We start from the raw sequence: 24217 nt of genomic DNA, 5'->3' as shown, positions 1-24217 counted from the left end.
ACATTGTGTATTACTACTAAATCGTAAATAAGGTAAATGAAGAAAGTTTCAGCTTTTATGGTGCTGATGTTACTTTGCACCATTTCTATTTTTGCCCAAAATAAGTTGATCTCTGTTTCGGGACGTGTCATGGAATCTGATTCGGAAGAGCCGGCAGCACAAGCTACGGTTCAGTTGTTGAGCCTGCCGGATAGTACTTATGCTGCCGGTGCAGCAAGTAGCGATAAAGGATGGTTTACTCTTCCTAAAGTGAAAGCTGGAAAATATTTATTAAAAGTCTCCTTTATAGGTTTTCGTACTAAATTCCTTCCTTTACAATTGACTGATAATGTGTCTGATAAACAAGTAGGAAATATTTCTTTGGAACCGGATGCTGTGATGTTAAAGGAAGCAGTGGTTACAGCAGAAGTTCCGCCTGTTATAGTAAAGGGGGATACAACGGAGTATTCTGCTGCGGCTTATCCTGTTCCGGAAGGAGCGATGCTGGAAGAACTGGTGAAGAGAATTCCAGGGGCCGAAGTGAGTGATGAAGGAAAAATCACTATCAATGGTAAAGAAGTCAAAAAAATTATGGTGGATGGAAAAGAGTTTTTCTCTGACGACCCGAAAGTCTCAATGAAGAACCTACCTGCAAATATCGTTGATAAAGTCAAATCATATGATAAGAAAAGTGATATGGCACGTATTACAGGTATTGATGATGGAAATGAAGAATCCGTTTTGGACCTGACAGTCAAGAAGGGAATGAAAAATGGTGTGATTGGCAACTTTATTGGTGGGTATGGTAGTAAAGATCGTTATGAAGGTGGAGCGATGGTCAGTCGTTTTAAAGATGACTCGAGTTTTACAGTTATTGCCTCTGCCAATAATACGAATAATCAGGGATTCTCGGAGTTTGGAGATGCCGGTCAAGGTCTCGCAGGAGGTAATGCAGGTTCTGGTATTACGACTTCACAATCACTAGGGGTTAATTATGCAAAAGAAACAAATAAAATACAAGTAGGAGGAAATGTACAATACGGGCATTCTAATAATGATGCTCGTCGTAAAAGTTCTTCGGAAACCTTTTTAGGAGAAACCTCTTCTTTTGGGCAGAGTGAAAACTTGTCAAATCGTGACAGACATGATCTTCGTGTTGATTTTCGTATGGAATGGCGTCCGGATACATTGACTACTATTATTTTCCGCCCCAATGGTAGTTATTCGCAAACTGAAACGAGCAGTAGTTCTTGGTCAAGAACTGATAATAATTCTCACGATCCTGTCAATGAAAGGGGAGCAGCTTCTTCATCTAAAGGTCATAACTGGTCTTTTAATGGAAGTTTGATGGCCTTCCGTCGTTTGAATAATAAAGGAAGAAATTTGTCTGTTGGTGCACGTTTTGGATACAGTGATAGCGAATCAGATGCTTACTCCGATTCAAAGACCGAGTTTTTTGAGTTAGATAGTATCTCGGATATTTCTCGATATACAGATCGAAATAGTGATAGTCGTAACTGGAGTGTATCTGCATCCTATACTGAACCGGTATTTAAGAATCATTTCCTTCAATTACGTTATGAATTCGCTCATCGTAAGCAGTTGTCGCAATCATTAGTGTATGATAGTATTAACTATTATCCTTATCCGGAATATATGGAGCGTGGATACGATAATGATTTGAGTACACGAGTAGAAAACTTTTATGATACTCATTCGGCATATCTTTCTATGCGTGGACTTTATACAAAAATGATGTATGATATCGGCGTGGGAGTTACACCCCAGTCTTCTTTGAGTAAAACTACGATTGGCCCCAACTATAAAAAGAACCTTCCGGAACAAAATGTGTTGAATTGGTCGCCTTCGGTAATGTTCAGGTATATGTTTACTAAACAACATGTATTGATGTTTCGTTATCGAGGAAGAAGTAGTACACCGAATATTGAAGATCTGCAAGATGTGATTGATATCACCGACCCTATGAATTTGAGGTATGGTAATCCGAATTTGAAACCTTCTTTCAATAGTAACTTTAATTTGAATTATCGGCGGTTTATTCCGGAATCTATGCGTAGTTACACTGTAGATGTGAGTTATTCAAATACGTTGAATTCGGTTGCAAATAAAATGACGTATGACCCTCAGACTGGTGCCCGTATCTATAAGAAAGAGAATGTAAATGGTAATTGGCAGACTCAAGGATATTTTAATTTTAATACTCCTTTGAGGAATCAGAAGTTTACGATTTTATCTACTTCAAATGTAAGGTATAGTGATGCAGTAAGTTATACAAGTGTCGGTAATTCCAGAAATTCTGACCAGGAATTGAGCACGACACATAGCTTGGACTTAAGAGAACGGCTTGTTGGTAGTTATCGAAGTGAGGTATTTGATGTGTCAATAAATGGTTCTGTGAATTATAATTTGGTTAGAAACAGTAAACAGGAAAATAGTAATCGCGAAACATTTGACTATTATGTCGGAGGAAGTACAAATGTCAATTTGCCATGGCAGATTGCTATTTCTACAGATGTTAATTGTCGATTTAAGAATGGATATACGGGTGGATTAAATAATAATGAGGTAATGTGGAATGCACAAATTTCAAAGAGCTTTTTAAAGAATAATGCTGCAACTCTCCGTTTTAAAATATATGATATTTTGAAACAACAAAGTAGTTTAACACGTTCTATTAGTGAAACAATGATGAGTGATACTGAATACAATACTTTGGGTAGTTATTTTATGGTACATTTTGTCTATCGCTTTAATACATTAGGAGGAAAGGTGGCACATAATAGAGGAGAGAGAGGTGAAAGACGTAGCTTTGATGGTAATAGAGGTGGTGGACATGGCTATGGTGGAGGAATGCGACCAATGCGTTATTAGGAGAATGTGATTTTATGGATTAAATAGTCAGTAAGTCCCGATGATGAAATGAGTTGTCATCGGGACTTTTTTTGTTTATCCGATAAATTCCTCTATATTTGTTGTTTAGTATCCGTATAGAAAGGAGATTTTTATGATTGATTGGAACTATATAGTAAGCCAGGTAGCAACAGTGGCTTTCGATATTGTCTATTTCGGAGCCATTATCGGTACGATTGTCATTATCATTCTTGACAACCGGAATCCGGTGAAGACTATGGCATGGATACTTATACTACTTTTTCTTCCTGTTGTAGGACTTGTTTTCTACATCTTTTTTGGCAGAAGCCAGCGTCGGGAACGTATTATTGGTCAAAAGAGTTATAATCGACTTTTAAAGAAACCGATGGCAGAATACCTAGCTCAGGATTGTTCTGATATACCTAATGAATATATCCGGCTTATTCAGCTTTTCCAACATACCAATCAGGCTTTCCCGTTTGAAGGAAATAGGGTAGCTGTTTATACTGAGGGATATACCAAGCTACAGTCATTGTTGCGTGAACTCCATAAGGCAAAGCAGCATATCCATATGGAATATTACATCTTTGAAGATGATGCTATAGGGCGTTTAGTCAGGGATGTGCTTATAGAGAAAGCAGCCCAGGGGGTTGAGATACGTGTAATTTATGACGATGTTGGTTGTTGGCATGTACCTAATCGCTTTTTTGACGAAATGCGCAATGCAGGGATTGAAGTCAGAAGTTTCTTGAAAGTGCGTTTTCCCTTATTTACCAGCAGAGTTAATTATCGGAACCATAGAAAAATTGTTGTTATTGACGGGCGTGTGGGATTTGTAGGAGGAATGAATCTGGCGGAACGTTATATGCGTGGCTTCTCTTGGGGAATCTGGCGTGATACTCATATTCTATTAGAAGGGAAGGCCGTACATGGATTGCAGACCGCATTTTTACTCGATTGGTATTTTGTAGACCGTACGTTGATTACTGCTTCCCGTTATTTCCCCAAAATAGAAGCTTGCGGAAATACCTTGGTACAAACTGTTACAAGTGAACCTATCGGACCGTGGAAAGAAATAATGCAAGGACTAACTATGGCTATTTCCGGAGCTAAAAAGTATTTCTATATGCAGACTCCTTATTTCTTGCCAACAGAACAGATCTTAGCTGCAATGCAAACAGCGGCATTGGCAGGGGTGGATATTCGTTTGATGTTACCGGAATGTGCAGATAACCGGATTACTCATCTGGGATCACATTCATATTTAGCAGATGTATTGCAGGCAGGAGTTAAAGTTTATTTTTATCGAAAGGGTTTCTTACATTCCAAATTGATGGTTTCGGATGATATGCTATCTACGGTAGGTTCTACGAATATTGATTTTCGTAGCTTCGAACATAATTTTGAGGTAAATGCTTTTATGTATGATATGAATACAGCACTTGAAATGAAGGAAATATTTCTCCAGGATCAGCGGGAAAGCACGCAAATCTTTTTGAAGAATTGGGTAAAACGTTCATGGAGACGAAAGGCAGCAGAGTCTGTTGTCCGTTTATTGGCTCCGCTGCTTTAGTGGGATAAAATATGCTTTATCGGAATAAAGAGAAATTTACGCTTCCGTAGATTCTTCTTTCTATGAAATGTGGGTTATCTTCAAAGTTGTTTTCTTTTCCATGTTCCAGTACGAACAGTCCGTCTTCTTTGAGTAATTCATTTTGGAATATTAGTTCGGGTATGGAGGCTAAATCTTTTAAAGCATAAGGAGGATCTGCAAAAATGAAATCAAACTTCTCACGACTGTTATTGACAAATTTGAATACATCTCCACGAATAGGCAAGCATTTATCTGTTTGTACTTCATTCATGATTTTGCAAATGAATGAATAGTGCGCCGGGTCTTTTTCTATACTGATGACACGATCACAACCTCTGGATACCAACTCTATACTGATACTACCAGTGCCGGCAAACAAATCAAGGGCTGTTACCCCATCTTCGAAATCAATATAATTATTGAGTACATTAAACAGATTCTCTTTAGCAAAATCTGTAGTAGGACGTGCCTTAAAAGTTCGTGGCACATCAAATCTTCTTCGTTTATAAATTCCGCTGATCACTCGCATGATAATAAGGCTTGAATGTCAATATTAGAAGCTGGGTTCATAATAAATACCTGTAGAATGAATTTTTTTAATTCGTTCATTAGGATTTCTTTATCGGATAATATCCCTGTTAGATGTAATTCATCCCGTTCCTGATTGAACTCCATTTGTTTCCAGACATATAATAAATAATAGATACTGTCTTCCGTATGTTTGCAGCTAAAGGAATTTGCTAACAATAAATGTCCTCTTTCAAAGCAATAAATATCAATAGTATCTTTGCGGAAAGAAGCATACATCTTTTTACTGTTTCCTAGTCTGCTTTTAATGGATAAATATTCTATGAGCGGGGTAGCTTGGGAATAGAAACGTGCTTCTGGATATTGTTCGTTTAAAAAAGCATATGTGCTTTTGTCAATTCCGAAAATGATAACTACATTATTTTTTTTCAGAATATTGTAAATAATGGTTTCATTCTCCCTTTTGGAATGATTATGATAAAATAAAAGTTCGCTTTGCTCTTCATCAAAGAGATCTAATGGCACTATTGTGAAACGTTTGCTTGCCATTATTATATTTACCCTTTTATATGAGCAACTTAAAAAGTCCGATTCGTGAAAAAAGTTTTTCAGATTGGCTGTGAGAGATATAGATGTATCTACCTCTTTTTCAATTAGTGATAGTGAATCTTCATTTATCGGATTGTAGATAGAAAAAGAAAATCCATCCGTACTAAGACGGATGGATAAAGTGTATTGTTTTGATTTAGTCAAATCAATCATTATTCCCAGTTTCCAGCACCATTGTTTGGCATGTCTATAGATCCAATCATCAAACCTGAATATCTACCAGTTTGGTTATCCAAGTCTTTCAGATTGATAATTTCCTGTTTGTCAAGTCCGTTAAGATAAACTTCATAGGGAGTTTTTACTTCGTACAAACAAATAGCAGCACCAGATTTAGTAGTATCGTTTCTTACGATAAGTTCAAATTCGGCTCCATTGCCATAAGGTACAAATCTCATAGAATCAGCGTTAAAACCTTTAGGATAGATAGTGTCTATCATAGCTACCCACATAGTATCACGTTTGAAATTTTCCAATCCCCATTTTTTTACTTCGTCGTAACGACCTGTTTTGGCAGCTCTGGTGATGATCTCCATAGCTCTCTTTTCAGTCATTCCGTCTTCCAGTTGTTTGTCTGTCAATTCCCCTTCTTTTCTAACGAATGGTAATTTCTGTGTTTTAACGAAGTCAATCAATACGTCGAATTTATCGGCATAGCGTCCACGGTGTACAGTTTTGTACTCTTGTTGTGCCTTGCGGATAGCCACTAAGCGATCAATGACTGCGTCTTCTCTTGTTTTTTGGGCATTTTCAAAATTGATAGGACCCATAATGCTGTTGTAGCAGATATAGATCAATGCAATCACGCAGAGCCCTAATACAATATTAAATACAGTTTTCATGATAAATTATGTTTTTTAGTTGTTATATTCGCATCGCAAAAATAGAATAAATAAATTTAAATACGATAGTTCCGGGAACTTTTTTCTCGTACAAAAATGATAAATAACTATTTAGAAAGGCAAATTAAGGAAAATTTTTCTTATCAACCAACTTTTGAACAGGAAATAGCTGTAAAATCTCTTTCAGAGTTTTTGCTTTCCACAATAAATGAGGAGGTTTTCATTCTTCGTGGGTATGCAGGAACAGGTAAAACATCTTTAGTAGGGGCATTGGTCAAAACACTGGACAAGCTACAACAGAAGTCTGTATTGCTCGCTCCAACAGGACGTGCTGCAAAAGTTTTTTCAGTATACGCAGGTCATTCAGCATTTACAATTCATAAGAAAATATATCGTCAACGTTCTTTTTCGAATGAGATGACTAATTTTTCAATAAATGATAATCTTGCTACAAATACTCTTTTTATTGTAGATGAAGCTTCCATGATTTCCAATGAAGGTTTGTCGGGAAGCATGTTCGGTACAGGCAGATTATTAGATGATTTGATACAGTTTGTGTATTCGGGTGAAGGTTGTCGATTGTTATTGATGGGAGATACTGCGCAGCTACCACCGGTAGGTGAGGAGTTGAGCCCTGCACTTTTTGCAGATGCCTTGAAAGGATATGGTTTGGAAGTGCGTGAGGTAAATCTGACGCAAGTGGTTCGTCAGGTGCAAGAGTCAGGAATTCTTTGGAACGCAACTCAATTGCGTCAATTGATTATGGAAGATAAATGCTACTCTTTGCCTAAAATAAAGGTGAATGGTTTTCCTGATATAAAGGTATTACCCGGGACCGAGTTAATTGATGAATTGACGAATTGTTACGAACGTGACGGTATGGATGAAACGATTGTAATTTGTCGTTCTAATAAACGTGCGAACCTATATAATAATGGCATTCGTACTCAAATTCTTTGGAGGGAAGATGAATTGAATACAGGGGATTTGCTGATGGTGGCAAAGAATAATTATTATTGGACAGAGCAGTATAAAGAGATGGATTTTATAGCAAATGGTGAACTTGCGGTTGTACGGCGTGTTCGTCGAACGCGTGAGTTATATGGCTTCCGCTTTGCCGAAGTTACTCTGAGATTTCCGGATCAGAATGATTTTGAGTTAGATGCTAACCTGTTATTGGATACGTTGCATTCGGATACACCTGCCTTACCTAAGACAGAAAATGACCGTTTATTTTATACGATACTTGAAGATTATGCAGATATTTCTTTAAAACAAGAACGGATGAAAAAGATGAAGGCGGATCCGCATTATAATGCTTTGCAAGTGAAATATGCCTATGCGGTAACTTGCCATAAAGCTCAGGGTGGACAATGGCAGAATGTATTTTTAGATCAGGGGTATATGACGGATGAGTATCTGACTCCTGATTATTTTCGTTGGTTGTATACAGCGTTTACAAGAGCTACGAAGACTTTATATTTAGTGAACTATCCCAAGGAACAGATAGAGTAAAATAATTCTATTGACGTCTTCAAGCACACTATATTAATGAAGTTTTGGTAGAAAGATCACTGATAAAGATTGAATAATAAAAAAGCGACTTAAGAGAATTAAGCCGCTTTTTTATTATTTAATTTTATTGGAAGTTGTTTGGCGTCTGGTATATTCCTGAGCCATTATTAGTGTCTGCAATATCCCACCACAGACGTGTCCCCTGTGTATCTGCCTCTTTTGGACGGTTGGGATTAGAAGATTCGCTGTCCGGATATCTCAAGCGTTTGATGAATTTGCCGTTAGGCACTTCTCCGCCTGAATTGTTTCCATTCTTAGGAGTTTTCATAAATCTTGGATAATCTGTACGACGGAATTCAGCCCAACCCTCATTTCCATTCGGGTAAACAGCGATCCATTTCTGGGTAATAATTTGCTCAAGTTGTGCTTCTCTATCAGTACCGTTGAAAGCTTCCAGACCTTTCAGATTGTTCATATATTCTTCAATTTTGCCTTGTCCTTCTTTGTCTGTTCCGATCTGGTAATAACTGAATGAAGCTTCTATTCCCTTTTTATACAAATCTTTAGGATCTTCTGCACTCCATTTACGTAGAGCCGCTTCAGCACGCAGAAACAAACTTTCCGAGTATCCTAACCATGTGATTTCGCGTCCGTAACACCACCAATGCTTACGATCTAATTTCCGTTGGTCTTGTTTGATAAACACGCGGCTTGGTGAGTAAATAGTAGTATAACTTCCACCTAACGCTGTTTCTCCATTTTCACAACCATTAAAGTCTTTATCCGATTCTTTTGGTTCGTTTTGATTTAAGTCTTCTAGTGCTGTAGGTCTCCACCATAAGATTTCGCAACGGGGGTCCAAGATACTTGATTGTTCCTTGTAGGCAATTTCCATTTCCTTAGACAATACAACATTTGCACTCCAGTTATATAATAATGTGTAGATGTTTTCATTACCACCTGTTATATATGAATATTTAGGTGTTTGTTTCATATTATCATCGTCACTTTGCATAAGACCGGAAGGGTCCTCTAGTGCTTTCTTACCTTGTTCTTGAGCAACTTCCGGAGCTACATTAGAGATACGGAGAGCCAGACGCAAACGTAACGTATTAGCAAAACGCAACCATTTCTCTTTATCACCTGCATAACATTTATCATTTTCGCCTAAGCTATATTGTGAAGTTGCCGGAGTATTGTGCAACTTTGTGATAGCCTGATCAAGTAATTTGAAAATAGTATCGTATACATCCTTCTGATCCATATACTTCACTTTCTCGTCTGTTGGCATTGCACCTTTCACATAATATTCTACAGGCACTGCACCATAAGTATCTGTTAGCATAGAAAGAAGGAATGCGTAGTAGATACGGGTAATATAGAATGCGTTGTGATAACGATCTTTACCGCAGAACCAGAAAGTCTTGATCAACTGACTGTATTCTTCTACTGTACGGTTATCATAGAAGTGTTCCCAACGTTTTTTAGACCAGTCATCTCTGTAACGATATGTCGGAGAATCTGTAACGAAACCACTAACATTATTTGCGAAGTAAGCGGCATAAAAATCGTGAGTAAGATTAGTTGTTACTTGATAGTCATTGTACACACCTTCATAAGTAAAGTTTGCAAATACAGAACCAATAGCATTCTCAGTACCTTGAAGGCTCTGTAGTGCACTTTCGGACAGTTCGTAGTCAATATCAATGCCATCGGGAGTGGCTCCTATCACTTCCGGATTATATACCGGTGCATAAGGATTGGTATTTAATTCTTCAAAATCATGGCATGCTGTCAATCCCATTAACAGGGCACACAACGCAAGCGGTTTATATAATTTGAATTTCATATATCTATCATTATTTGATGGTTAGAAACTAAAGTTTACTGAGAATCCGAAAGTACGGGTATAAGGTACAGCCATGAAGTCAATAGCTTGAGAGAACATTGTTGTATCATATCCACCTTCAGGACTTGTACCCGGAGTATGCTTCATCAAGTATGCCAGGTTACGGGCAACGAATGAAAGATTCAATGACTGAATAGGAGTCTTCTTCAACATACTCTTAGGGAATGAATAACTGAGTGACAACTCTTTCAATTTGATGAAAGATGCATCATAGATGAAATCTTCTGCTATCAAGGCTCCGTAATAGTTAGATGCAGAGATTTTCGTTGTATTCGGAGTGCCATCTTCATATACACCCGGGAATATCATCATGTAGTTGTCGTTTTCACCACGATTCATTGTACGTTTTGCAAGACCATTTCCGGTAGCATTCATTTCTGAGATGGAAATGATATCACCACCAAACTTCATGTCGAACATAGCAGAAAGGGTGAATCCTTTATAAGTAAATGCCGGAGCTACAGACATTAACAAGTTCGGTTGTATATTTCCGATCGGATTAGCCAAACGTTCGTTTGCATCAGTTGTTGTCATTGGCAGACCATTTTCCTTGTTGATAAGGATATTGCCTTTATCATCACGTTTGTACAGAGTCTTAGCATAGATTTCTCCTAGTTTATGACCAGGACGAGTACCTACATTTACAGGGAAGTTAGAGTCACCGTTGAAGTAGAGATAATCAACTCCCTCAGCCAGTTCTTTTACGTTAGAAACATTCTTGGCAAGATTGACATTCAAATCAAATGAGAAATCTTTTGTCTGAATCGGAGTTGAATAAATCATCATTTCAAATCCTTTGTTGGTAATCAAACCAGCATTAACCCATTTACCACCACTCCAAGGAGCTGCTGCGGGAACTTTCATAATCTGGTTCTTAGTGCGGCTAGTGTAATAGGTAAAGTCAAATCCCAGACGGTTGTTAAGGAACTTCATGTCCAAACCTGCTTCATAAGAAGTAGCGATTTCTGGTTTCAACTGGTCGTTCATTTTCACATTTGATTTACTTGGTATCAATTCACCTTTTTCAAATTTGAATGCATAAGTGTTATACAATTGATAAGGAGATGTGTCTTTACCAACTTGTGCTGCTGAAAGACGAACCTTAGCAAATGTTATCCAGCTAGGTAATGGCTTATCCAATGAACGGACAAAGTCTGAAATCACAAAGCTGAGGTTGGCAGATGGGTAGAAGAAGGAGTTATTTTGTTGTGGAAGAGTAGACGACCAGTCATTACGGGCAGTCAAATCCAATGACAAATATTCTTTCCATGCCAACTGTACAGAACCGAATACAGAGTTAGTAGCTCTTTCAAATCCTAATTCACCTGCTGTATTCAACATATTAGCTGCATTGAATATCCATTGTCCTTTATCAAGCATATTACGTACCCCAGCGTTTAAAGATTCATTCTTTTGATACATAAAGTTAGCACCTACAGAGAATCCTAAACGGAAGTTTTCAGTCAGCTGTTTGTCTCCGAGCAATACAAATTCCGCATTTGATTCGAAGAAGTTATCTTCAGAACGGTCGTATGAGTCGTCTGTAATATCTTTTACACTACTTTCACCGTTGATACCATCTCCTGCATTTGTATCTTGGATACGTGTACGATAATAGTCGAATGCATATTTTGCAGAGAAGTGTAACCAATCTGTAAAGTTGATTTTAGCACCGTAGTAACCGAAAGCTCTCCAACGTTCGTCTGAGTTGTGACGTTGGTTCAGTACATAGTAAGGATTACGTATGCCGGCCGTAGGCCCTGTCCAGTTTACATGTGCATTACTTGCATTAGAATATTGTTTCAGGTCATCTAGACGAATATTATTAGGAATACCCATCAACTGAGCAATAGCTCCATAAGTTCCGAAGTATGGACGATCTTCTGCTTTGGTACGTGAAAGAGAAATCTTTCCATCCATCGAGAAGTATTTGTTCATTTCCATTCCGGCATTCAAGTCGAGGTTGATTCTGTTCAGCTTCTCATTAGGAAATACTCCCTTGTTGCTAGAGCTACCGAAAGAAGCACGGAAGTGCGATTTTTCAGTCACATTGCTTACAGCTACATTATGATTCTGTGCGAAACCTACATTGAAATAGTCTTCCAGTTTGTTTCCATATTTTGAGTAAGCATAAGTATCTCCATTCCATGCTTTTTGCATACTACCATCCAATACAGGTCCCCAACTGGAGGAATCTTTCGGATCATAAGTTGCATAGAACTGAGAAAGTGGATTCTTGTCAGCATCTTGTGTGACGATATGACCTTGACCATATCTATCTTGCATTTCAAGAGTTTCAGCTACTTGACTCCATGTAAAGTTACCGTTGTATTGTACTCCGAAACCATCCTTTTTGCTACCTTTCTTTGTAGTAACCAAGATTACACCATTACCGGCACGTGAACCGTATAGGGCGGCAGCATTCGGACCTTTCAGTACAGAAATAGATTCGATGTCTTCCGGGTTGATATCGACAGCAGAACCTCCGCGGTCTACACCACCGTAGTAAGATGCATCCGAATTGTTGTTGTCGCTGAAAGGAACACCGTCTACAATCCACAACGGCTGGTTGTTGTCTGATAATGAAGAGTTACCACGAATTGTGATTTTAGTAGAACCTCCTAAACCTGTTCCTGATGTGTTCATTTGCAGGCCTGCTACTTTACCTTGCAGTGCGCTGGTTACAGATGGGTCACCCGTTTTGTTCAACTGATCACTTTTGATTTCCTGTACAGCATATCCCAACATTTTCTTTTCGCGTTTGATACCCAAAGCGGTAACGACTACTTCGTCAATCACCTGTGTATCATCCGATAAAGTAATATTGATATTACTTTCTTTGGCAGGAACTTCTAACGTTTTATATCCTATATAAGAGAATACTAATATAGGATTAGCTCCGCTGACTTTTAATGAATAGTTACCATCTATATCAGTGATAGTACCATTACTTGATCCTTTTAGCAAAATACTTACACCGATTAACGGTTCTCCTTTAGTATCAATAACCTGTCCTTTAATAGTACGTTCCTGACCTACCTGTTGTTGGCTGGCCTGAGGTGCATTCTTTTCAGACAAGTAAACGATGTTGTCTTCTACTTTGAAAGAAATATTTGTTCCTTTCAAAAGAGTACTTAATACGCTTTCCAAAGAAGCGTCCTTTACATTCAACGCATCTACACTGACCGTAGATAATTTGTCGTTATAAAAAAACTGGTACTTAGATTGGGATTGAATTTGTTTGATAACAGTTCCCAAATTTGTGCGTGACGTTGATAATGTCAATTGTGCAAAAGCCCATTGAGATGGGATGATCACAAACAATAAAATCAATAAAGTTCGAAATAGATTCGACACTCGTCGTGAACGATTGCTTTTCATAAACTTAAATTAATGGTTATACATTAGTTAATTATTTATCGCGTTAATGCAGGACGGGATTCGCTTTTTCCCGCCTTTTAATAAAACAACGATATTTTAATAAACACTTAGCCTAAATCTTCTTTTTTTTGAAGAAATCTTTAAAAAAGTATTGCTTAGTTGATTACTTAAGATAAGTATGTCTTTAAAATTAGTTTATATTAATTCAGTTCTGCTGTTTTTTATCAACTTAAACGTGTTACACAATAAAAGTTTTGCAGCAGTTTTGCTCTCACGCTCTCACTTTATGCTTATATCTTCCTATTGATCGGCTTTTCAGCAGTGGGAGCAAGTGTTAGAGCAGAGTGAGAGTAAACAATTGCTCTCACTCAAGGCAAATTTTGGAAATAATTAGTATATATAATACTAAAGCTTGCTTGCTATTAGTAATGTTATACGTGCTTAAAGTGTTAGCAACCAATTAAATACAACTGTCTACAATTGTGGACTTATTTGTTCACAATTTGTAAGCTTATTTATTTACAGCTGTAAGCTAATAAGCTCACAGTAGTGAGCTATTTACAGATAAAGGACCTTAATAGAAAGAATATAAAAGGATATCAATAAAAGTATCCTTAGTTAAAGTAAAACTTACCTAAAATCAGAACAATCCAAAGTGAGGGCAAATGGTTGCTCTCACTCATCTCTAATACTTACTCCCACTCCTGAAACGCCGATAAATAGGAAGATACAAACGAAAGGTGAGAGCGTGAGAGAAAATACTGAATTAAATTAGTTTTCTCCAATCGTATTTTTGTCATTTTCAAAGTAGTTATGAGTTAAATGACAAAATAATACTCTGTTTAACTCTTTTTGTCGGTTATACTCCTTTTTGCATGGATTATTTCTAATAATATAAACTAATTGCGAAAAGATATCTATTTGAATATTTTTATATTTGGATAAATTGTCTGTCTGTTGGTTAAATTATCAGTAATTATTTTGCAAATGTGAACTAAATTGACGAATATTGTGCAAATGTTTTGTATATGAGATTTTACATGACTCTTATATTATCCAAATGTTACTTCATTCTAAAAATATATTATTGTGAGAAATACACTTTTATTGGTTTCCATCATCGGGTTCTTAGTTGGTACATCTATCCCCATTGAGGCACAAGTTGCTGTCACTCCATCCGCGGAAGAACTTTATTCGCCTTTTAGTGATTCGGATATAAATAAATTCAAATCTCCGGATAAGGTTTTCTACCCGGAGACTTGGTTTCACTATATAGGAGGTAATGTATCGATCGAAGGGATTACAAAAGATTTGGAAGCGATTGCCGGTGCCGGATTTTCAGGTGTGCACTTGTTTCATGGACAATTTGGCGGTCCATGGCCGGGAGTGGAACCACAAATAACGTGTCTTAGTCCTTTATGGGATGGAATGGTGACGCATACGGGTGAAGAGTGCCAACGTTTGGGTTTGCGATTTACCATGCAGAATTGTCCTGGATGGGCAATGTCCGGGGGACCATGGATCAAGCCTTCTAATGCTATGCGTCATTTGGCATGGAGCAGGACGGATGTTTTGGGAAATGGCGCGGAAATTACAAGAAATCTTCCTATCCCTCAACCAAGTGATGAAGAGTGGAGAAACTATAATGATTTAATGGTAATTGCATTCCCAACTCCAAAAGATGATACTGGTGAACCACTGAATCCTTCTTCTTTTAAAAGTAATAAGCAAGAAATGTGGAATGATTATTTCTTGGGTAAGGCAAAAGATGCGATGCGCCTAACTTCCACGTCTGCTGATAATCCTTATTGGATAGAAGTTGAGTTTCCAAGTGAAACCGTTGTTCGAACTTTGGAGTTTCCTTCCATCAATGAAGCCAATCATCCTTGGTGTTTCGTACCGGGTATTCATGTAAAACTGGAGGCTTATTTATCTGACGGAACTATTCAGGAAGTATTGAATACAGATTTACCTCAAAGCAACTGGCAAGATAATTATCCTATATCACTAGCTTGTTCTGAAACAAAAGGTGCGAAGAAATATCGGATTTCTATTATTAATCAACATGATATAGCACTGAGATCGCTACGTCTGTTTTCAGCTTCCCGAAAAAATAGCTGGGAGTCGGAAGCAGGTTGGACTTTGAGAAGCATTGAAAGGAGCGGAGATGGTAAACAAACTGCGGTAGAAACCTTTGTGAATTCAACTGAGATCATTGACATTACGACTTTAATGGACGAAAAGGGAAATTTGAGGTGGAAAGCTCCCAAGGGTGAATGGACGGTATTGCGTGTCGGACATGTTAATACTGGACAACGTAATTCTCCTGCGCCTCCTGAAGGAACAGGATGGGAGTGTAATAAACTCTCGACAGAAGGGTCAAATACTCATTTTGCGGGTTATATCGGACGTTTGTCCGGAGAGAATGGTCCGTTATCGAACGGGTTGTTAAAAGGAATGCTGATGGACAGTTGGGAATGTCGGACCCAAACTTGGACAACCGGATTGGACAAAGAATTTGAGCAAATGATGGGATATTCATTGCAGAAATGGTTACCGGCACTTTTCGGTTATGTGGTAGATGATCAGGAGAGTACATTTCGCTTTTTGTGTGATTGGCGTAGAGTACTGAATAAACTCTTTGTCCATAATTTCTATGGCAATATGGCAAAATTGGCAAAGCAAAACAATCTTTCTATTACTTATGAAACGGCAGCCGGTGATGTTTTCCCGGCGGATATTCTGGAATATTATAAATTTGCTGATGTACCGATGTGCGAGTTCTGGCAACCTTTAATGGATAATTTTGTCGGTTCACTCAATTTTAAGCCGATTAAGCCGACTACTTCAGCTGCCCGTATTTATGGCAAACCACGTATTGCAGCAGAAGCTTTTACTTCATTTTCTCATACTTGGGATGAACATTGGCAGATGCTGAAAGAGGTAGCTAATATAAATTGTATAGAAGGAGTCACTCATTTGGTTTTCCATACATATACTCATAATCCGAATGTTGCTTCTCTTGCACCGGGAACTTCTTTCTCGGGTGCTGGTATCGGTACTCCTTTCTTGCGTGGGCAAACATGGTGGAAATATATGCCTGAGTTTACTACCTATTTGGCTCGTTGTAGTTATTTGATGGAGAGAGGAAAGCCGGTATCAGATGTTCTTTGGTATTTAGGTGATGAAATCAATCACAAACCTAATCAAAATGCACCTTTCCCCATAGGATTTAAGTATGATTATTGTAATCAAGATGTTTTGTTGAATCGTTTAGCTGTTGATAATGGTGATTTGATTACTCCTGAAGGACTTCGTTATAGTGTGCTTTGGCTGCCGGAAGCTCCACGTATGTGTGTGGAAACTTTGGATAAGTTATATGCGCTTATTCAAGCGGGAGCGACTGTTATTGGAGAAGCTCCGGTTGGTTTAGCTACACTTTCCGGTGGAAAGGCAGCTCAGAAGCATTTTAATAAGATGGTTAAGAAGATTTGGGGTAATAATACCCGGCAAGGAATTCGGCTAATCGGAAAAGGTCGAATGATAAGTGGAATGACTTTGGATGAGGCTTTAACGAAGTTGAATATGGAACCGGATGTAAAAGGTCAGGATGTATTATGGTCACATAGGAATATTGATCAAGCTGATTGGTATTATGTGGCAGCTCCTCAAGGTAAGGAATTTGCTGGACAGTTGGATTTTCGAAATAAAGGTAATGTTGAGATATGGGATCCTTTGACTGGTGATGTGACACTGGCTGTTTATGAGATAAAAGGAGACCGGACTATGGTAACAGTGGATTTACCTCAGGCAGGTTCATGCTTTGTTGTTTTTCGTAAAGACAGACCGGTTACAGAAATAGTAGCAAAGGAAAAGAAAGTGATAGCAACCATTCCGTTTACTAATACTTGGAAAGTAGAATTCCCTGCTGGATGGGGAGCGCCGGAAGCACTTCAATTGACTGATTTGAAGGCTTGGAAAGATTTAGATCTTTCGGCTGAAGCTAAGGCTTTCTCGGGAACTGTAGATTATAGTACAACTTTTGAGGTAGATAAAAGTCGTGATACAAACTATATTCTTGATTTAGGAAAAGTGGATATGATTGCCGAGGTATTTCTCAATGATAAGCGGATACGGACTCTGTGGACATTCCCATATCAGGTTGATATTACAAAGGCTCTTCGATCAGGAAAAAATCAACTAACTGTAAAAGTGACGAGTACATGGTTTAACCGTCTTGTTTTTGATGCTGCCCAACCTGAAAATGAAAGAAAGACTTGGGTATTAAGATGGCCTGATAAAAATGCTGCATTAAAGGAAAGCGGATTGATGGGACCGGTTGCTGTTCTTGTTGAACAATAGTTAAATATTGAATTTAGTATCCACTCTTTTCACTGGAATATTATCTATGGTTTCCAGTGAAAAGAGTGGGCTTTTTCTTTTCTTCTTCATTGTATAACTTATTACTGAACAATAGTTTCTCTTTTTTGTCATCAGTCGGGTAGTTCTTGTTTAGTGAGAGGAGTAAGGGGGAAAGAATTGTAAAATCACCCTAACTATATACTTGTTAGGTCATTAGGTTAGTAAGCTATAAAAGCAGTGGATGTGATGTGTTTACAATTAAAAGGAATTGTTATACAGCTATAGATAATGAAATGAGGTTGTGTCAAAACGTTGGCACAACCTTTTTCTAAAATTTATAGTCCTGTTATCTTTTCTTTTGGCTATGCCGCTTTTTTCTCATTCATTTGGTAACAAGTTACTATATTCCCGTTGTATCGAGTTATAAATAGCCCAATAAATATAGATTTAGCAAGTGTAATGAACTCCTTTCCTGCCTTTCTCAGTTTTGCACACATCTTTTTGATATTAAAAGCTATGGCAAAGAAGGCAAAGTCCATTGTCACCTTGTCTTCTCCCATATGCCGGAACCTTCTGTATGCCATGTTGTATTTCATTTGTCCAAAAACGGCTTCCGGTTCTATACACCGCCTGCCCCTATGCCTGATTCCTTCTTCTGAGAGCAACCTTTCCCGTGCCTGCCTTTTGTATTGGTTTAACCGGTGGTTGACTTCTATAATACGGTTCCCCCGGGCTTTAAAGCAACTGCCACGCAAAGGACAGCCTTCGCATCTTTGTGCTTTATACCGGGCACTTTCGGAGATGTATCCGCTCGCTGTTTTGTCACGTCTGGTTCCTATACGGTTCATGTGCTGCCCCATAGGACAAACGTAGTAATCCTCCCCCGCATTGTAATGGAGACTCTCCGCATGGAATGGGTTGGGGGTATAACGGGGACGCTGTTCTTTATGGAAGTAGTTGTACTTGACAAAGGCTTCTATCCCATTATCTTGCATGAACCGGTAATTTTCTTCCGAGCCGTAACCGGAGTCTGCCACACCGATACCCGGTAAGCGGTTATAGCGGTGCTGGAAGGAGTGGAAGAAAGGGATCAGGGTCAGCGTATCGGTGGGGTTGGGAAACAGCCGGAAGTCTATGATGAACTGGTTTTCAGTACCTGTTTGTAAATTATACCCGGGCTTGGTCTGCCCGTTCTTCATGGCGTCTTCTTTCATACGCATGAATGTAGCATCAGGATCGGTCTTAGAATAGGAATTACGTTCTCCAAGGACTTCAAGGTGATTGTCGTATTCCATCAGCTTGTCACGGTACTCCTCAAGTTCCCGGACCTGTTTCTTCTTTTCCCGGATGACTTTCTTTTGTTCCTTGTCCTTTGTTACAGGCTGGTGTTCCAGCACCTCTTTAAGTTCATTCACTATATCTGAGAGCATGGCAGGAGTGAACTCTACGGATGTGTCTTTGGAGGAGTTCTCTTGGGCTATGGCTTCATCTACCTGCTCCAGGAGAATGCGGATCTTATCCATCAGCTTTGTACGGTTCTTTTCGACTGTCTTGCGCCAGACAAAAGTATATTTGTTGGCCATGGACTCAATCTTGGTACCGTCGATATACTCTACGTCAAGGCTGATAAAACCTTTGTCGGCAAGGACAAGAACCAACTGCGTAAATACGGTATTTATTTCTTCTTTTACACGGTTTCGAAAACGGTTGATGGTAATAAAATCCGGATGTTCATTACCGGAAAGCCAGATATAATGGATGTCACGTAGGAGAAGCTTCTCTATTTTGCGGCACGAATAGATATTGTTCATGTAGGCGTAGATAATTACCTTGAGCATCATTTTAGGATGATAAGGACAACGACCGGTTGCTTTATAAAGCTTCTTGAAATTGTCAAGATTGAGATTATCAACAACTGTATTAACGATGCGAACCGGATCGTTCGATGCTATGTTCTCATCAATTCTTCCGGGAAAAAGAACTGTTTGGTTGGGAATGTAAGGACGAAAATGTAACTTTGCCATAACGAAAAACTTTATGCCTAAAGTTACAAAAATTTTGGGTAATAACAAAGCCCGGGCTTGCGAAAGTCTGGGCTTTGCGCATAAAAAAAGGTTGTGCCAGCATTTTGACACAACCTCATCTTGTGAATAGAGGCTTTTGGCGCTCTTTAATTATAGATAGACAAAAACTTACTTCTTCAATTCTTTAGAAAATGAATAAGGAGCATCATCGTCTTTTGTTCCTCGGTTATGGTTTGGCTGATCACCCATTTGAACTTTCATTAATCCTCCTTTTAGTAGATCTTCATGGCAGAAATAATTCTTTGTATAGTTACTGCCGTTGAAATCTAAAGATTCGATATAGAGATTCTTCTTATTATTGTTAGGTGCATCAATCACTAGGTTATTACCGTTTTCGAAGTGAAGAGTAGCTTTCTTAAAGAGTGGAGCTCCTGTAACGTACTCATTACTTCCCGGACATACTGGATAGAAACCTAATGCAGAGAATACATACCAAGCAGAAGTTTGTCCATTATCTTCGTCACCACAGTAACCGTCCGGTCCCGGAGTGTACATCCGATTCATAACCTGGCGCAACCAATATTGAGCTTTCCAAGGTTCACCTGCATAATTGTACATATAGATCATATGCTGAATAGGTTGGTTGCCATGTGCATAGTTACCCATATTCATTACAGTCATTTCACGAATCTCATGAATAACACCACCATAATAACTCTCATCGAAAATAGGAGGTACAGAGAATACAGAATCCAGCATCTGAACGAAATCTTGTTTTCCACCCATTAAGTCGATCAATCCTTGAGGATCATGGAATACAGACCAAGAATAGTGCCAGCTATTACCTTCAGTAAAGGCATCACCCCATTTTAATGGAGAGAATGGAGATTGGAACTGTCCGTCCTCATTGCGTCCACGCATCAATTTGGATTCTTTATCATATACATTCTTATAATTCATAGCACGTTTGGCAAAGAGTTCGATTTCCTTCTTCGGGCGTTTCAGTTCTTTAGCCATTTTGTAGATACACCAGTCATCGTAAGCATATTCCAATGTACGTGCAGCATTCTCATTGATCTTCACATCATAAGGAACATAACCCAATTTATTATAATACTCATGTCCCAAACGTCCTGTAGATGATACATGCGGATGAACATTTTCTGCTCCGTGAACTAGTCCTTCATATAGTGTCTGGGCATCATCCACTTTGACTCCTTTCATATAAGCATCTACCAATACAGAAGCGGAGTTGTTTCCGATCATACAGCCACGATGTCCCGGGCTTGCCCATTCCGGGAAGAAGCCGCTTTCTTTGTAAGTGTTGATCAGTCCTTCCTGCATTTCTTTGTTCATAGAAGGATACATCAGGTTTAACAATGGGAATAAGCAACGGAATGTATCCCAGAAACCTGTATCAGTGAACATATATCCTGGTAAAACTTTACCGTTGTATGGACTGTAATGAATCGGTTTGCCGACAGCATCAAATTCATAGAATTTACGTGGGAAGAGCAGAGAACGATATAAACAAGAATAGAATGTACGATATTGATCGAGATTTCCACCCTCTACTTCAATTTTACCTAATACTTGATTCCAAGCTTCTTTTCCTTTTTCTGCCACTTGCTCCAATTGGTCGTTTCCAAGTTCCTTCATGTTAAGAGCAGCTTGCTCAAAACTGATGAAAGAAGAAGCTACGCGGGCATTCACCTGCTCACCTTTGTGAGTCTGGAAACCGATGATAGCACCTGCATGGTCTGTAGTCTGTTCTGCAACATTCTCTTGCACTGCTCCGTTATTAACAGTAGCTTTGTAAGTGAAAGGCTTATCAAACTCGATGATAAAGTAATTCTTGAAATTTTCAGGTACCCCTCCACTATTGCGGGTAGTGTAACCTATTATTTTATTTTCTTCGGGAATTACCTTGATGTAAGATCCTTTGTTGAAAGCATCGATTACAACATATGAATCTTTGCTATCAGGGAAGGTAAAACGGAAGATAGCCGCACGGTCTGTAGGTGCCATTTCGGTTACAACGTCGTGCTCTGCAAGATATACCTTATAGTAATAAGGAGTCGCTTCTTCACCTTTGTGAGAGAACCAGCTTGCACGTTTTTCTTCGTTAAACTCAGGCTTGCCTACTACAGGCATGATAGAGAACTGACCGTAGTCATTAATCCATGGACTAGGTTGGTGTGTTTGTTTGAATCCACGGATTTTATTGGCTGTATAGACGTATTGCCATCCGTCACCCATCTTTCCGGTTTGGGGAGTCCAAAAATTCATTCCCCAAGGTCGGGCAATGGCTGGATAGGTGTTACCTGTTGATAATTCGAAAGTAGATTGTGTACCCATCAATGGATTGACGTACTGTGTCCAGTCATCGGCATGCGAAAAAAGTGCTATGCTAAATACATAGACTGATAATAAAAATTTTTTCATGTTATATTTATTGGTAGTTAGTTGTTTTTACCCCATTTTGTCGGTTTGTCACTCATTGTGATTTCCATTATTCCTCCGGTTGCAATATCTGTATGCTCAAAGAACGGAGTAGTAAGTGGTTGTCCATTTAGAGTAACATTTTTAATGTATTTATTTGTTTTCGTATTATTTTTTGCAATTATAGTGAAAGTTTTTCTTTCTGGCAAGCGAATTTCCACTTTATCGAAAGCAGGACGTCCAATTGAGTAAATCGGTTTGCCAGGACATGGTTGATAAAATCCCATTGAATTGAGAATATACCAGGCAGACATTTGTCCACAATCTTCGTTTCCGGACAATCCATCAATACTGTTTGCATATTGACTGCGATAGACGCTATCTACTAATTCTTGAGTTCTCCAAGGCCGGTTTACATAATTATAAAGATGGATAACATGATGGCTTGGTTCGTTACCATGCGCGTATTGTCAATCAGTCCGCTGATATCAGAAGAAGTCATTTCTCCTTCTAGTGTTGAATCGACAGTAAACAAGGAATCCAATTTGCTAACAAAAGCTTCTTCTCCTCCCATCAGATTAACTAACCCTTCAACATCATGAGGTACGAACCATGTCCATTGCCAAGCCGTACCTTCACAATAATCGTCATTACGATGAGTGGAGGAACGTGGATTGAACGGAGTACGCCATTCTCCTTCGGAATCGAGTCCGCGCATAAACCGGGTTAATTTATCAAAATAGAATTCATATGCTTTTGCAAAACGTTCATATTTGGCTTTGTTTTCAAAATCGCCCATAGCGTCTGCAAATACAGAAATACACCAATCATCATAAGCATACTCTAAGGCTTTGGCAACGGATTCATTCTCGCGGTCACATGGTATATAACCGATAGAGTTTTTGTAAAACTTAGCTTTAGGCATCAGGTGGGGGAGTACTAATGGTGGACATTTTATTCCGGTCGTATCATATTCGGCGGCACGCAGACAAGCATTATAGGCTTCTTTAACATCAAAATTCCGGTATCCTTTCATATAAGCATCTACAATGACAGGAGCGGCATGATAACCAATCATGGTGCCGGTATAATTAGAAGCTAAATCCCACATCGGAAAAATCCCACCTTCTTGGTGTTTCTTAATTAATGAGTTGATAAACTGATTATTCAGATCAGGATCGATAATTGTCATCAATGGATGCAATGCACGAAAAGTATCCCATAAAGAGAAGACGGTGTAAATCGGATTGATTGTATCTCCCTGATGAACTTGCAGATCCATACCTAAGTAACGTCCGTCAGTGTCTGTAAATAGATTAGGACTAATAGCACTATGGTATAAAGCAGTATAAAAAATTGTTTTGTCATTCTTGTCTTGAGTTGTAATGTCTATTTTTGACAAATATTTGTTCCAGGCATTCCGCGCATTTTGGCGTACTTTATCAAAGTCCCAGTCTGTTATTTCGCTTTCCACATTCTTGCGCGTACCATCTATATCTACTGCAGAAATTCCGACTTTTACCAATATCTCTTCATTGTTAGTTGTTTCGAAGTGTAATAACGCTTTGCAGGTAGGCAGACGTTTTCCGTTATCCATTGTAACAGAGTCTGTAATTAAAGTGTAGGTGAAAGGCTTTGAGAACTTGGCATAGAAATTAATATATTGGTCAAAAGCCCAATACATTGTTTTTTGTGCCCGCATATTTCTGTGTCACTAATGACTTCAATCTCCATTTCGGAATTAATCTGTCGTTGTAGGCTGTAATCGAGATCTAAAATGAATCCGGCTTCTTTGCTTTCCGGGAAAGTATAACGATGAAGTGCTCCACGTTTGGTAGAGGTAAGTTCTGCTTTTACTTGATAAGTATCCAGAAAGACTGAATAATATCCAGGTTCCGCTGTCTCATTTTGATGAGAAAAAGAGGAAGCATAAGCCAGACGTTGGCTTTCCGGATCAGTAGTTATATATTGCTGTTTGCCAACAGTAGGCATAAGCAGTACATCTCCATAATCGCAACATCCTGTGCCGCTGATATGTGTGTGTGAAAAACCATTGATTGTTGAATCGGCATAGTAATATCCGGAAAAGCGTCCCAACCGTCAATACGAGTATCTGGACTGGGTTGAATCATGCCGTGTGGAA

11 protein-coding genes and 1 pseudogene are annotated in these 24217 nt (G+C 38.7%); 4 read left to right on the top strand and 8 right to left on the bottom strand.

Annotated elements, in window-relative coordinates:
• Positions 1-36: 36 nt before the first annotated feature.
• Positions 37-2871, top strand: a complete 2835-nt coding sequence (locus EJF25_RS20880; protein ID WP_125042578.1) for a TonB-dependent receptor — start codon at positions 37-39, stop codon at positions 2869-2871.
• A 133-nt stretch (positions 2872-3004) separates the two neighbouring features.
• A complete protein-coding gene (cls, locus tag EJF25_RS20875; protein ID WP_125042577.1) occupies positions 3005-4444 on the top strand; it encodes a cardiolipin synthase in 1440 nt (479 codons plus the stop codon).
• A gap of 16 nt (positions 4445-4460) precedes the next feature.
• Here the strand turns inward: cls and EJF25_RS20870 are convergent, their stop codons facing one another.
• The 3 genes from EJF25_RS20870 to EJF25_RS20860 are packed head-to-tail and all read right to left on the bottom strand — an operon-like array spanning position 4461 to position 6441.
• On the bottom strand, positions 4461-4994 hold the full coding sequence (locus tag EJF25_RS20870) for an RsmD family RNA methyltransferase (protein ID WP_125042576.1): 534 nt from the start codon (positions 4992-4994) through the stop codon (positions 4461-4463).
• Positions 4985-5755 carry a DUF3822 family protein gene (locus EJF25_RS20865; RefSeq protein ID WP_125042575.1) on the bottom strand — a complete coding sequence of 257 codons (771 nt, stop codon included), beginning with the start codon at positions 5753-5755 and terminating at the stop codon, positions 4985-4987. The genes EJF25_RS20870 and EJF25_RS20865 overlap by 10 nt, the downstream gene beginning before the upstream one ends.
• Complete coding sequence (locus EJF25_RS20860; protein WP_125042574.1) at positions 5755-6441, bottom strand: hypothetical protein; 687 nt, start codon at positions 6439-6441, stop codon at positions 5755-5757. Before EJF25_RS20860 ends, EJF25_RS20865 begins: the two co-directional genes overlap by 1 nt.
• 96 nt (positions 6442-6537) lie before the next feature.
• On the opposite strand from EJF25_RS20860, the gene EJF25_RS20855 reads away from it, so the two are divergent.
• Positions 6538-7956, top strand: coding sequence for an ATP-dependent DNA helicase (locus tag EJF25_RS20855; RefSeq protein WP_125042573.1), 1419 nt, complete (start codon positions 6538-6540; stop codon positions 7954-7956).
• 124 nt (positions 7957-8080) lie between these two features.
• Here the strand turns inward: EJF25_RS20855 and EJF25_RS20850 are convergent, their stop codons facing one another.
• Positions 8081-9805: a SusD/RagB family nutrient-binding outer membrane lipoprotein gene (locus EJF25_RS20850; RefSeq protein ID WP_125042572.1), complete on the bottom strand. Its 1725-nt coding sequence runs from the start codon at positions 9803-9805 to the stop codon at positions 8081-8083.
• 21 nt (positions 9806-9826) lie between these two features.
• Complete coding sequence (locus EJF25_RS20845; RefSeq protein ID WP_125042571.1) at positions 9827-13246, bottom strand: SusC/RagA family TonB-linked outer membrane protein; 3420 nt, start codon at positions 13244-13246, stop codon at positions 9827-9829.
• A gap of 1089 nt (positions 13247-14335) precedes the next feature.
• Between EJF25_RS20845 and EJF25_RS20840 the strand changes: the two genes are divergently transcribed.
• Positions 14336-17608, top strand: a complete 3273-nt coding sequence (locus tag EJF25_RS20840) for a glycosyl hydrolase (protein WP_200832962.1) — start codon at positions 14336-14338, stop codon at positions 17606-17608.
• A gap of 362 nt (positions 17609-17970) precedes the next feature.
• Here the strand turns inward: EJF25_RS20840 and EJF25_RS20835 are convergent, their stop codons facing one another.
• From EJF25_RS20835 to EJF25_RS20825, 3 genes and pseudogenes are all read right to left on the bottom strand, one after another.
• Positions 17971-19632, bottom strand: a complete 1662-nt coding sequence (locus EJF25_RS20835; protein ID WP_125040504.1) for an IS1182 family transposase — start codon at positions 19630-19632, stop codon at positions 17971-17973.
• Between the two features lie 168 nt (positions 19633-19800).
• Positions 19801-22077 carry a GH92 family glycosyl hydrolase gene (locus tag EJF25_RS20830; RefSeq protein WP_125042569.1) on the bottom strand — a complete coding sequence of 759 codons (2277 nt, stop codon included), beginning with the start codon at positions 22075-22077 and terminating at the stop codon, positions 19801-19803.
• Positions 22078-22094: 17 nt separating this feature from the next.
• Positions 22095-24217 (bottom strand): annotated as a pseudogene (locus tag EJF25_RS20825) (GH92 family glycosyl hydrolase); the annotation flags it as partial.

It is taken from the genome of Bacteroides faecalis (assembly GCF_003865075.1).
In the GTDB taxonomy this organism is placed as follows: domain Bacteria; phylum Bacteroidota; class Bacteroidia; order Bacteroidales; family Bacteroidaceae; genus Bacteroides; species Bacteroides faecalis.
The sequence above is the reverse complement of the archived record's forward strand: the minus strand, read 5'-3'. Positions and strand labels throughout refer to the sequence as shown.

Excerpts from the sequence above, each read along its gene's own strand:
- EJF25_RS20860 (WP_125042574.1), bottom strand. The coding sequence starts at position 6,441 with ATGAAAACTGTATTTAATATTGTATTAGGGCTCTGCGTGATTGCATTG.
- EJF25_RS20855 (WP_125042573.1), top strand. The coding sequence starts at position 6,538 with ATGATAAATAACTATTTAGAAAGGCAAATTAAGGAAAATTTTTCTTAT.
- EJF25_RS20870 (WP_125042576.1), bottom strand. The coding sequence starts at position 4,994 with ATGCGAGTGATCAGCGGAATTTATAAACGAAGAAGATTTGATGTGCCA.
- cls (WP_125042577.1), top strand. The coding sequence starts at position 3,005 with ATGATTGATTGGAACTATATAGTAAGCCAGGTAGCAACAGTGGCTTTC.
- EJF25_RS20845 (WP_125042571.1), bottom strand. The coding sequence starts at position 13,246 with ATGAAAAGCAATCGTTCACGACGAGTGTCGAATCTATTTCGAACTTTA.
- EJF25_RS20830 (WP_125042569.1), bottom strand. The coding sequence starts at position 22,077 with ATGAAAAAATTTTTATTATCAGTCTATGTATTTAGCATAGCACTTTTT.
- EJF25_RS20835 (WP_125040504.1), bottom strand. The coding sequence starts at position 19,632 with ATGGCAAAGTTACATTTTCGTCCTTACATTCCCAACCAAACAGTTCTT.
- EJF25_RS20865 (WP_125042575.1), bottom strand. The coding sequence starts at position 5,755 with ATGATTGATTTGACTAAATCAAAACAATACACTTTATCCATCCGTCTT.
- EJF25_RS20850 (WP_125042572.1), bottom strand. The coding sequence starts at position 9,805 with ATGAAATTCAAATTATATAAACCGCTTGCGTTGTGTGCCCTGTTAATG.
- EJF25_RS20880 (WP_125042578.1), top strand. The coding sequence starts at position 37 with ATGAAGAAAGTTTCAGCTTTTATGGTGCTGATGTTACTTTGCACCATT.